Origin of the sequence: Pectobacterium atrosepticum, from assembly GCA_019056595.1 — a bacterium.
In the GTDB taxonomy this organism is placed as follows: Bacteria; Pseudomonadota; Gammaproteobacteria; order Enterobacterales; family Enterobacteriaceae; genus Pectobacterium; species Pectobacterium atrosepticum.
Map to the genome: position 1 here is coordinate 1,802,086 of CP036163.1, position 12,943 is coordinate 1,815,028.

At 50.1% G+C, this 12,943-nt stretch carries 9 protein-coding genes; 3 read left to right on the forward strand and 6 right to left on the reverse strand.

Annotation, left to right across the window (positions count from 1 at the left end; translation table 11 throughout):
* Positions 1-40: 40 nt before the first annotated feature.
* The 6 genes from DCX48_08805 to DCX48_08830 all read right to left on the reverse strand — a co-directional run bounded on the left by DCX48_08805 (position 41) and on the right by DCX48_08830 (position 7,865).
* Entirely contained in the window at positions 41-1,186 is a 1,146-nt protein-coding gene (locus DCX48_08805; GenBank protein ID QXE14588.1) for a glycerate kinase, read from the reverse strand.
* Between the two features lie 176 nt (positions 1,187-1,362).
* Complete coding sequence (locus DCX48_08810; GenBank protein ID QXE14589.1) at positions 1,363-2,247, reverse strand: 2-hydroxy-3-oxopropionate reductase; 885 nt, start codon at positions 2,245-2,247, stop codon at positions 1,363-1,365.
* Between the two features lie 90 nt (positions 2,248-2,337).
* The gene (gene garL, locus DCX48_08815; GenBank protein QXE14590.1) at positions 2,338-3,108 is read right to left on the reverse strand and encodes a 2-dehydro-3-deoxyglucarate aldolase; all 771 of its coding nucleotides are present in this window, start codon (positions 3,106-3,108) and stop codon (positions 2,338-2,340) included.
* A gap of 69 nt (positions 3,109-3,177) precedes the next feature.
* Entirely contained in the window at positions 3,178-4,518 is a 1,341-nt protein-coding gene (gudD, locus tag DCX48_08820; GenBank protein QXE14591.1) for a glucarate dehydratase, read from the reverse strand.
* A 37-nt stretch (positions 4,519-4,555) separates the two neighbouring features.
* On the reverse strand, positions 4,556-5,908 hold the full coding sequence (locus tag DCX48_08825) for a glucarate dehydratase (GenBank protein QXE14592.1): 1,353 nt from the start codon (positions 5,906-5,908) through the stop codon (positions 4,556-4,558).
* Positions 5,909-6,512: 604 nt separating this feature from the next.
* Positions 6,513-7,865, reverse strand: a complete 1,353-nt coding sequence (locus DCX48_08830; protein ID QXE14593.1) for an MFS transporter — start codon at positions 7,863-7,865, stop codon at positions 6,513-6,515.
* 560 nt (positions 7,866-8,425) lie between these two features.
* Here DCX48_08830 and garD point away from each other — a divergent pair.
* From garD to DCX48_08845, 3 genes are all read left to right on the forward strand, one after another.
* A complete protein-coding gene (gene garD, locus DCX48_08835) occupies positions 8,426-10,000 on the forward strand; it encodes a galactarate dehydratase (GenBank protein ID QXE14594.1) in 1,575 nt (524 codons plus the stop codon).
* Between the two features lie 710 nt (positions 10,001-10,710).
* Positions 10,711-12,201, forward strand: a complete 1,491-nt coding sequence (locus tag DCX48_08840; GenBank protein QXE17194.1) for a PAS domain-containing methyl-accepting chemotaxis protein — start codon at positions 10,711-10,713, stop codon at positions 12,199-12,201.
* Positions 12,202-12,375: 174 nt separating this feature from the next.
* On the forward strand, positions 12,376-12,780 hold the full coding sequence (locus tag DCX48_08845) for a hypothetical protein (GenBank protein ID QXE14595.1): 405 nt from the start codon (positions 12,376-12,378) through the stop codon (positions 12,778-12,780).
* The last annotated feature ends 163 nt before the right edge of the window (positions 12,781-12,943 follow it).

A 12,943-nucleotide genomic window follows, 5' to 3' on the forward strand; every position in this document is an offset into this window, starting at 1 on the left:
TTTACTGACGATCGGTACGATTATCAACTCAATATGGCGTTCAGCGCGATATTGACTGCGCCAGTCGGATCGTGGCGGCGATATTACGCGCCGTCATTCGCACATTCTCTGCCGCATTATCCAGCGCTTCTTCTAGTGAGCAGATGTTGTAAAGCACGCTGAATACTGCATCTAGGCCATGTTCATGTACCACAGCGACATCTGCCGTCAGGCTGCCTGCGATACCAATAACCGGTTTATTATACTGTTTGGCGACTCGCGCCACGCCAATCGGCACTTTGCCATGGATCGTCTGGCTGTCGATACGCCCTTCTCCGGTAATCACCAGCGTGGCATCTCGTACCAGTTCATCCAATCCTAGCGCTTCCGTAACAATCTCAATACCCTGGCGAAGCTCAGCGCCGCAAAAGGCCTGTAACGCCGCCCCCATTCCGCCCGCCGCACCGGATCCAGGAACGTGTTCCACGTCCATGTCCAGATCGTGACGGATCACCGCTGCATAATGCTTCAACGCATTATCCAACTGTTCTATCATCTCCGGCGTTGCGCCTTTCTGAGGACCAAAAATAGCCGATGCCCCCAGTTTCCCCGTCAACGGGTTGGTCACATCGCAGGCCACTTCAAAACGGCAGCTTTTAATACGTTCATCCAGCTCGCTGATATCAATGCTGGCAAGCTTGTCGAGTTCACCACCACCAAAACCAATCTGTTCGCCCTGCTTATCCAGCAACTTCGCGCCCAGCGCCTGCACCATGCCTGATCCGCCATCATTGGTTGCGCTCCCGCCAATCCCGATGATGCAGTGCTGAACGCCGTGATCCAACGCGCAGCGGATCAACTCGCCCGTACCATAGCTGGTGGTCTTTAACGGATTACGCAGTTGAGAAGGCACGCGTTCCAGACCGCTTGCCGCCGCCATCTCAATAAAAGCCGTTTTTTCATCGCCAGACAGGCCAAAGAACGCATCAATGTTATCGCCTAACGGCCCTGTCACCTTCACATTCACAATCTTGCCATCGGTCGCAGCGACCATGGCTTCAACTGTCCCTTCCCCACCATCTGCAACGGGCAATTTGACATAGCAGGCATCGGGAAATATTTCACGAAATCCCTTTTCAATCTGCGTGGCAACTTCTTGTGCAGACAGGCTTTCTTTATAAGAATCCGGTGCGATCACTATTTTCATAAACGATCCGATTTCATCAACGTTCCGATTGCATCAATAATCCGCGCGCTCATGAAATAGCGCTTATATCCACCTGCTTTCAGGGCAGAGATCCTGAAATCTCTTGGGTAGATCAGAATGCTTATCTGCCAGTCGGCTGGCACACCGTGCCAGCCTCGTGACTATCGCTTCACGGGTTATCTCGTGACTTCTACTTTAGCCAGCTTCTCGTAATAACACGCCAGTGCGCTATGGTCGGCCGATCCCAGATCGTCCGCTTTCAACGCCTGCATCATTTCCATCACCGCCGCCGTTAACGGCAACTGTGCGCCCACGCCGTGTGAGGTATCCAGCGCGTTCGCCAGATCTTTAATATGCAGATCGATGCGAAAGCCCGGCTTAAAGTTACGATCCATGACCATAGGCGCTTTCGCATCCAGCACGGTGCTGCCAGCCAGCCCACCGCGAATCGCCTGATAAACCAGATCGGGGTTAACGCCTGCTTTCGTCGCCAGTACCAGCGCTTCAGACATGGCAGCGATGTTCAGTGCCACAATCACCTGGTTCGCCAGTTTAGTGACGTTGCCCGCACCGATATCACCGGTATGTACAACAGAACCTGCCATTGATTTCAGAATTTCAAAGCAGCGGTCAAACTGCGCTTTGTCACCACCGACCATTACGGACAGCGTGCCGTCGACCGCTTTGGGTTCACCGCCGCTGACCGGTGCGTCCAGCATGGCGATATCTTTCTCCGCCAGCACAGCAGCAATTTCACGGCTGGCAAGCGGTGCGATTGAACTCATATCCACCACAATGCTTCCGGCACGCGCACCTTCGATGACGCCGTTTTCGCCCAGCACCACCTCTTTTACATGTGGAGAGTTAGGCAACATGGTGATGATAACGTCGCTCTGCTCCGCAACCTGTTTCGGTGTTTCAGCTGACGTCGCACCTGCCGCAACCACTTCCGCGACGGCTTCCAGATTTCTGTCCATCACGACTAATGAGTAACCTGCTTTCAGCAGATTTTTACTCATCGGTTTTCCCATAATGCCCAGTCCAATAAAACCAATTTTCATCGCCCTAACCTCATTGTCTGATGTAGATATCACTTCAATTCACGATGAACCCGTCTCATGACGGATCCGATTCGCGGCGGAATCACTGAATTACTTCTTGTATTTGTCGCTCAACGCCTGTGTCGCGCTGCGGAATACGCCCAGATCGCTGCCTACCGCGACGAAGCTTGCACCCCATTCCAGATAGCGACGCGCATCGGCTTCAACCGGAGCCAGAATGCCGCACGGTTTGTTATGCGCCGCAGCGCGATCGAAGATGTGGCGGATCGCTTTCTGCACGTCAGGGTGGTTAGGCTGACCGAGATAGCCCAGCGCCGCAGACAGATCGCTCGGGCCAACGAATACGCCGTCTACGCCGTCTACCGCGATGATCGCATCCAGATTGTCGAGGCCGTCCTGGCTTTCGATTTGCACCACGACGGTAATGTTGTCGTTAATCTTGGCGAAATAGTCCGGTTCGGTGCCATAGCTATTGCTACGATGTGCCACGGAAACACCGCGAATACCCGCAGGCGGATAACGGGTTGAAGCGACCGCACGCGCGGCTTCTTCTGCCGTTTCCACGAAGGGGATCAGGAAGTTATTGAACCCTATATCCAACAGCCGTTTGATGATGATCGGCTCATTGCACGGCGGGCGGACGACGGGCGCACTGTGGCTACCTTTCAGCGCCATTAGCTGAGGGATAAACGTCACGATATCGTTAGGCGCGTGTTCTCCATCCAGCACTAGCCAGTCGAATCCCGCGAGCCCCAGCACTTCAGTTGAAATCGGGTTGCCTAGCGCACACCAGCAGCCAATCAACGTTTTCCCCTGCTGCAAATCTTGGCGAAAACGGTTAGGTAACAGCGGAGTCTTCATTTTTTATCCTCGGTCATTCCAGCGCCACTTAGCTGAAGCGGCGCGCTCAAAAAACGGAAAAGCAGAACGTTAGCGAACCAGACACGGACGTTTATTATCAAATGTCCACTCAGGAATAAGGTACTGCATTCCCATTGCGTCGTTACGTGCGCCTAATCCCATGTTTTTATACAGTTCGTGTGCTTTCATTACCTGATCCATATCCAGCTCAACACCCAGACCCGGTTTCTTCGGTACTTCCACCATGCCGCCAACAATCTGCAACGGTTCTTTCGTCAGGCGCTGGTTGCCTTCCTGCCAGATCCAGTGCGTATCAATCGCCGTAATCTTGCCCGGAGCCGCCGCGGCGACCTGAGTAAACATGGCCAGTGAAATATCAAAGTGGTTATTGGAGTGAGAACCCCAGGTTAAGCCCCATTCGTGGCACATCTGCGCCACACGAACGGAACCTTGCATCGTCCAGAAGTGCGGATCGGCCAACGGAATATCGACCGATTGCAGCGAAATCGTGTGGCCCATTTGTCGCCAGTCGGTAGCGATCATGTTGGTCGCGGTAGGCAGACCGGTCGCACGGCGGAATTCAGCCATCACTTCACGACCAGAGAAACCTTGTTCCGCGCCGCACGGATCTTCTGCATACGCCAGTACGCCGCGCAGTTGTTTGCCCAGATCGATGGCTTCATCCAGCGACCAGGCACCATTCGGGTCTAGCGTGATACGTGCCTGCGGGAAGCGCTTAGCCAGTGCAGTTACCGCTTCGGCTTCTTCGCTACCGGCCAGTACGCCGCCTTTCAGTTTGAAATCATTGAATCCGTATTTTTCATACGCGGCTTCAGCCAGACGCACGATGGTTTCTGGTGACAGAGCTTCTTCGTGACGCAGACGATACCAGTCGCACTTCTCATTCGTCTGGCTCTGGTAAGGCAGATCGGTTTTATTACGATCGCCGATGTAGAACAGATAACCCAGCATTTCTACCGCATCACGCTGTTGGCCATCGCCCAGCAGCGAGGCCACGCTGACATTGAGGAATTGCCCCAGCAGATCGAGCATTGCGGCTTCTATACCCGTGACGACATGGATGGTGATACGCAGATCGAACGTCTGCAAACCGCGTCCAGAAGAGTCACGATCAGCGAACTGCGCACGTACTGCCGTCATCACGTTTTTGTATTCGCCCAGCGTTTTACCCACCACCAGCGCGGCAGCATCCTCCAGCGTCTGACGGATTTTTTCACCGCCAGGAATTTCACCAACACCGGTATTCCCAGCGTTATCTTTCAAAATCACAATGTTGCGAGTGAAATAGGGTGCATGTGCACCGCTCAGGTTGAGCAGCATACTGTCGTGACCTGCAACCGGAATAACCTGCATGTGGGTAATAACCGGAGTTGAATTTTGCAACGTCATTTTCTTATCCTTATCTCTCTAATTTTTCTATGTAGGGTTAGCGGCCAAAAACCGGGCGTTTACGATCAAATTTCCAACCAGGAATCAGGTACTGCATGGCGGCAGCATCATTACGTGCCCCGCTCGGTAATTTTTTATACAGATCGTGAGCTTTCATGACCTGTTCCATATCCAGCTCAATCCCCAGACCGGGACGATCTGGCACCTTAATTTTACCGTTGACGATTTGCAGCGGCTCTTTGGTCAGATGCTGCCCTTCCTGCCAGATCCAGTGCGTATCAATCGCCGTCGGGTTACCCGGCGCCGCCGCACCCACGTGCGTGAACATCGCCAGGGAGATATCGAAATGGTTATTTGAATGGCAGCCCCACGTCAGGCCCCACTCATCACATAGCTGGGCGACGCGTACCGCACCGTGCATCGTCCAGAAATGCGGATCGGCCAGCGGGATATCGACCGCTTGCAACATCACGGCATGATTCATTTCACGCCAGTTGGTGGCAATCATGTTGGTCGCTACTGGCAGCCCGGTAGCACGGCGGAATTCAGCCATCACCTCACGACCGGAGAAACCTTGCTCAGCACCGCACGGGTCTTCCGCATAGGTCAGAATGCCCTTCATGTCTTTGCACAAATCTATTGCTTCATCCAGCAGCCAGGCACCGTTTGGATCGACGGTAATGCGGGCATCTGGGAAACGTTTTTTCAGCGCCTTCACGGCATCGATTTCCTGCTCACCGGGCAGCACGCCACCTTTAAGTTTGAAATCTTTGAATCCGTAGCGGTCGGTGGTGGCTTCGGCCAGACGCACAATCGCCTCGCTGTCCATCGCCTGTTGGTGACGCAGGTGGTACCACTCGTGCTTGCCTTTTTCACCTGATACTTTCTCACCTGATAAATAAGGCAAATCCGTCTTCGTGCGGTCGCCGATATAGAACAGGTAACCGAGCACGGTGACTTCATCACGCTGCTTACCCGGTCCAAGCAGTTCGGCAACCGGGACACCCATGAATTGCCCCAGCAGATCGAGCAGTGCCGCTTCGAGTGCCGCAACCGCATTCACGCGCAGCTCAAACGTCCAGGCACCTTTGCCGAAAGAATCAAAATCAGAAGATTGGTTGCCGACATGGATGTCATGAACCAGACGGTTCATCCGGGCAATTTGTTCGCCTTTCACGCGGGGAATGGCCTCGACCAGCGTGTTGTAAATGACCTCACCACCGGGCGCTTCACCAACACCGGTATGCCCAGCGCTGTCGGTTAAAATCACGATGTTACGGGTGAAGTAAGCGCCATGTGCACCACCGATGTTCAGCAGCATGCTGTCATAGCCCGCAACGGGGATGACTTTCATGTCGGTAATTACAGGAGTCGCTGAAAAATTTGTCATTACAGGCTCCCGTCATGGATAGAGCGAACAGAATTTACGCTTAGGTTTCCGATACTTGCCAAAACGCAGGTACGCGTTGAGGCGGATGAAAATAATTCAGTCATACAGAAATAAAAAACAGATGGTGCACCAGTAGATGATTTCATGTTGTTTTCCTACTTTTTAGCGCGACCTTGTTTTTACTCTGATTTGAAATGAACAATGCCTGTAGGGTTATCAGAATAAAAACAGGTATAAACTACCTTGATACCGGAATAAAACGATCGGGAAAGCGGTGCCATAATCCGTACCGCCTTACCAACCTCAGTCAAAAGTATAAGTTTTCTTATTTCACAACTCATTGGGCAATAGCACAGCATTCCCTGTCGAAATGCAGATTAAATATGTCATTATCACAGGCCAATGGGAGGTGTTTCACGAAAACCGGGAAAAGCGAATTTCTGCCTTATAAACACCGGAATACAGACCATTAGCGCCCGATTTCGAATAGGTAAATCCCTACTTTCCATGACATAAATAAAGGACAAAACGCCGAGCCATCAGTATGACGGCACAGCGTTTTGTGTTACTGCCTACATGCAGGTTAATGCTGTAACGAACGACTTTAATTCTTAACGAATGGCTTCAATTCGACACGTTTAATATCTTGCACAATGAACAGGTAGCTGACGATGGCAACCAGCGCATGGATCCCGACATACACCAGGCCACCATTGAAAGAGCCGGTCATCCCGATGATGTAGCCAATTGCAATCGGCGTTACGATACCAGACGCATTGCCGAACATATTGAACAGACCGCCACTTAACCCGCTGATTTCTTTCGGTGCCGTATCGGCCATAACCGCCCAACCTAGCGCACCAATACCTTTGCCGAAGAAGGCCGCAGACATCACAGCAATGACAACCCACTCGGTTTCAACGTAGTTACAAATCACCATCGACATGGAGAGCAACATACCGAGAACGATAGGCGTTTTACGGGCAAAGGTCAGTGAATTGGTCCGGCGCATCAGGTAATCGGAAATGATGCCGCCCAGAACGCCACCCACAAAACCGCAGATAGCAGGCACCGAGGCAACAAATCCCGCTTTGAGGATCGACATGCCGCGCGCCTGAACCAGATAAAGTGGGAACCAGGTGATGAAGAAGTAGGTCATTGCGTTAATGCAATATTGACCAATGTAAACACCAAGCATCATACGGGACTGCAGTAATTGCTTGATCTGATGCCATTTTTCACCCTTCACGGTCGCTTTCTTCGACCCTTTGGCATCCATATTAATCAGTGCGCCACCGGCTTCAATATAATCCAGTTCAGCCTGATTCACGCTAGGGTGATCTTTGGGATCGTGGATCACTTTCAGCCAGACAAAGCTGAGGATGATACCTAACCCGCCCATGAACCAGAACACATGCGCCCAACCTACGGCGTGTACCAGCCAGCCCATGATAGGAGCGAAGATCACGGTCGCAAAGTACTGTGCCGAGTTGAATATCGCGACAGCCGTTCCACGCTCCTGTGCAGGGAACCAAGCCGCCACAATTCGGCTATTTCCCGGGAAGGAAGGTGATTCACACAAGCCGACCATAAAGCGCAGGAGGAACAAAGAAATGACGATGCCCGCCCCGCTGAAGATATCGACAAAGCCTTGTAATAAGGTAAAAATCGACCAGGTGAAGATACTGTAAAAATAGACTTTCTTTGAGCCAAAGCGATCGAGCAGCCAGCCTCCGGGTATTTGACCAATAACATATGCCCAGGAGAACGCAGAGAAGATAAATCCCATCCCTACCGCATCCAGTCCAATATCCTTGGACATTGCTGAACCAGCAATGGACAAGGTCGCACGGTCTCCATAGTTAAATGACGTGACAATAAACAACATCACGACAATCCAGTAGCGGGCGTTTGTTCTCTTTTGTATCGCGCCAGCTGCTGAGCTTACTGTATTCATGATGAACTCCTGCTTCAATCGCGGTTCGCTCATTCATTCTGAATAACAGATAACGGTGTAGGGTTATCAGAATGAAGATCGGTGGATAGTTAACATTCCCATTTTTATTTTTTTTTGCGAATAGCCAGGCTATATAGCATCAGAGTAATTAGCTGACATCTTCAACTCGCAGGAACATTATAATTTTTACCTGCTGGATGCTCACTAGATAAAAGCACAACATTAAAAATGTCCTTTGGAATATGTTGGTGCACTTGCCCTATATAGTGCGAGGTATTTCACGAAAAACGCCGTTATTCTCTTTTTACATTCATACATATTATTTTCATTTCCGGCCTAAAAACAGTGCGCAGACAAAATGTGATCAAACTCACCAAAAACTAGTCATTCACCCGATAAATAAGAAACAAAAAGCGCCGGCTTAGGTCAATTGCATAATGTACGAGAAAGGAACCTCACGTATACTCATTAGCGAGCAATGAAGTAGTCATGTGGTAAGTTACTCGTATAGTAATAGTTACCACAGCGTTTCTGATAAACAAATAATAAAGGCTTGCATCATGTCAGATAAATCAGAAAGTAATGCTGCACAAGAGCAGCCACTTTATATTAAGGTTCACGATTCCGATAATGTTGCCATTGTTGTTAATAATAATGGCTTACGTGCCGGAACCCGTTTTAATGATAATCTGGAATTAATTGAACATGTTCCGCAAGGTCACAAAGTTGCCCTTGTTGATATCGCCAAATCAGGCGCAATCATCCGCTATGGCGAAATTATCGGCTATGCGCTGCGCGATATTGCCAAAGGAAGCTGGATTGACGAATCCGTTGTCGAGTTACCTCAGGCACCCGCGCTGGAAACCTTACCGCTGGCGACCAACATTCCCCCTTCTCTTCCTCCGCTGGAAGGCTACACCTTTGAAGGTTATCGCAACGCTGATGGCAGCGTAGGCACGAAAAACCTGTTGGGCATTACCACCAGCGTACACTGCGTCGCGGGCGTAGTGGACTATGTCGTCAAAATTATCGAGCGAGATTTATTACCCAAGTATCCCAATGTGGACGGTGTGGTCGCGCTCAATCACCTCTATGGCTGTGGCGTGGCAATCAATGCCCCTGCGGCGGTCGTTCCTATCCGCACCATTCACAATCTGGCACTGAACCCGAATTTTGGCGGCGAGATACTGGTGGTGGGTCTGGGCTGTGAAAAATTACAGCCGGAACGCCTGCTAGAAGGAACGCCAGATGTACAGGCCATCTCCCTCGATGACACCAGCATTGTCCGCTTGCAGGATGAACACCATGTTGGTTTCAGATCGATGGTGGATGACATTCTGACGATGGCAGACAAACACCTGCAACGATTGAACAAACGTCAACGTGAAACCTGTCCAGCATCAGAGTTGGTTGTCGGTATGCAGTGTGGCGGCAGCGATGCTTTCTCTGGCGTCACCGCTAACCCAGCCGTTGGTTTTGCATCTGACCTGCTGGTACGTTGCGGCGCAACCGTCATGTTCTCCGAAGTGACCGAAGTACGCGACGCTATCCATCTGCTAACACCACGCGTCATCAATGAAGAGGTCGGTAAACGTCTGTTGGAAGAAATGGCCTGGTACGATAACTACCTCGACAGCGGCCAGACCGACCGTAGCGCCAACCCATCGCCGGGCAACAAAAAAGGTGGCCTCGCGAACGTGGTGGAAAAAGCACTCGGCTCTATCGCCAAATCCGGCACCAGCGCAATTGTCGAAGTCCTGTCCCCCGGCCAGCGCCCCACCAAACGCGGGTTGATTTACGCAGCAACACCAGCCAGCGACTTTGTGTGTGGTACCCAGCAGCTCGCTTCCGGCATCACCGTACAGGTCTTCACCACCGGTCGCGGTACGCCCTATGGTCTGCTGGCCGTACCCGTGATCAAAATGGCGACCCGTACCGCGTTGGCAAACCGCTGGCACGATCTGATGGATATTGATGCCGGTACGATTGCAACCGGAGACGCCACGATCGAAGACGTCGGCTGGCAGCTTTTTCATTTCATTTTGGATATCGCTAGCAGCAAGAAAAAAACCTGGTCCGATCAATGGGGGCTTCATAATGCCCTTGCCGTTTTCAACCCAGCCCCAGTAACCTGATTATATTTTTCCGCAGGCCAGAGCCATTATCTGGCCTGCGGATGGCATTATTTGATCTACAATAAATTCAGCTTCAATAAAAACATAGAAAAAGCAGTAATTAAAAGAACAAACATCAATGCAGCAACATTTCATTTCATTCATGCAAAGAAAAAATAAAAAAAAGTTAACAATAAGTTCTTCTTATTGTCAATTACTCCCATCCAGAACACTCTCTTAGTAAATCTACTATGTGCCCCTCACCTATTTTTCATCATTTTTTCTCTGATTATTTATTGCCAATAAAATGAATCAATTGACAGGTAATCGTCCTCATCATAAATTTACGCGTGCTGAAAAAGCGTGCTAACACTGATGAAACATTTGTTACAAATATATAGTTACAAAACGCCATCACGCACAATATAGGGTCAATAGCCCGCTCATTAAAAATAGTGCATAGCATTGTTTTATATAAGCGAGTAAATCGCCCAAAAAAATTCAGTATACCTATTTGAATAACTTGAATATTTACACAGCAATATGCCTGACAGATTTCACGGTATCGTCACGCGGCAGCCCTGTAACGTTTCAGCCTCTGGAATAACCAGAACGGCTGAGGCGAGAAAAGCAGCCAACATGGCTGAACCTGGAAACTGAGCGGGATACGTACGCCGGGGTTTCTAATGAGATTGAATACACCTGTAACACAGCAGGAGTATCTGTTAGACATGGACACCATATTGATGTCCACAACAAATATTCACAGCCACATTACCTATGCCAACTCTGCCTTCATTAAGGTTAGCGGTTTTTCTGAAGAGCAGCTCATCAACCAGCCTCACAATATTGTGCGTCATCCAGATATGCCCGTTGAAGCCTATGCCGACATGTGGTTTACGTTGAAACAAGGTGATAGCTGGACTGGATTAGTTAAAAATCGTCGTAACAACGGCGACCACTATTGGGTTCGCGCCAACGTTACACCGGTTTACCAGCAAGAGCAGCTTGCGGGCTATATCTCGGTACGTAACACGCCCAATGCCGAAGAAATAAAAGCGGCCGAAATGCTGTATAGCGCCGTGCAGAAAAAACAGGCGGGCAGCCGCAAGTTCTATAAAGGGCTGGTCGTTCGCACCGGACTCTTTTCTCCGCTGTCGCTCTTACAAAAATTGTCAGTCCGTTGGCGCTTGCGTATCGCGGTATTGGCTGTGGGGCTGATCCCTGCACTATGTGCTTTCAGTGGAATGAATCCGCTATGGCTATTGGCACTGACGCTGTTACTCATCGTCATCATGGATCAGTTTCTGCAAAAGCAAATTGCACAGCCAATCAGGATGATACTCAAGCAGGCTCAGCATGTCGTATCCGGTCGTAAAGTAAACCATACCCATATGAATCGGGTAGACGAAATTGGCCTGCTGCTACGCTCCGTCAACCAGTTTGGCTTGAACCTACACTCGCTTGTCGATGACGTCAGTACGCAGGTTAACGGCATCACCAATGTCAGTCACAAACTGGCAGAAAACAATGTCGACCTGAATACGCGCACAGAAGAAACATCAGCAAATCTGCAACAAACCGCCGCCGCCATTGAAGAAATCACCGTTGCCGTACAACAAAGTGCAGAAACGGCGGCACAAGCCACAACAATGGCACAAGCAGCCAGCAGTACCGCCCTTAAAGGTGGCAATATCATGAAGGAAACCATCGGCATGATGGATTCCATCTCCAGCGCCAGCGATAAAATCGTTGATATCATTGGCGTGATAGACAGTATTGCCTTCCAGACGAACATCCTTGCGCTGAACGCAGCGGTTGAAGCCGCCCGTGCTGGCGTGCAGGGACGGGGGTTTGCCGTGGTGGCCGCTGAAGTTCGCAATCTGGCACAGCATTCCGCCTCTGCGGCCAAAGAGATTAAAACGTTGATTGACACCAACGTAGAAAGCGTGAAAAAAGGCAGCACAATGGTAGAGAACGCGGGCAAACATATCAGCGACATCGTTGATGAAGTCTTGCAGGTCTCCACCATGATCAAAGAGATCAGCAACGCAACGCATGAGCAAACTTCTGCACTGGGCCTGATCAATACCTCTATTGCACAGATAGAACAAATGACGCAGCGCAATACCGATATGGTCACGCACTCAACAGAAGCCGCAGAAGGGCTAAACATTCAGGCTAAGCGACTGAACAGCGCGATTAACGTGTACGGTAGTTAACTGCGTCATGTCATCACTATTGCTGGCAAGAGAGTAAGGAAACACTCTTGTCAGCCCCCCTTTTTTCCTTTAACAAGTGCCCGGCAGTCCCTCACTGATTTGTAAGTTTTTCGTAAAGAAAATAGCGGCACAGCCGATAGTGATTGGAGAACTGACTTATTTCAGGAGGAAGTGATGTCCAACGATATCAGCCGGATTACCATGAATACGTTGTCAAAAGTAGCGGTGGCACCTACGGCCAGTAAGAGTAAGGCTACATCAACTACAGAGAGTAATGCTGCACCCGCGGCCAGTAGTGGTAATGGCGCTCAACAAAAAATTGCCGCATTACAAAATCAAATCAAAGTTCTAACCAAACAGCTAAGAGAATTGAGCGAATCAGCCGTCAATGCGCAAAGTGAAGATGAGCGCAAACTCATTAAGCAGCAGCAGCAAATGATTCAGGCGCAAATACAGGCACTCTATGCCGAGATTGCCCGCATCCAAAAAGAAGAAGCAGAAAAGCAAGCGCTTAGCGCGGCATCAGAAACAACATCACAACAAAATGAAAAAAAAGACGGTGTTGATATCTACGTCTGACCGCAATCTCTGACGCATTCCCCCATTATTTATCTCTCTTTCCTGGCTGATACATTCCGTTACATTAGCTGTCAGGAAAGTGAGTATTTCATGTTTCATTGCCAACAATGTCACCTTCGAGAAAGTGTTTAAATTGCCGATATAAGGGCTTGTACCCCTAATA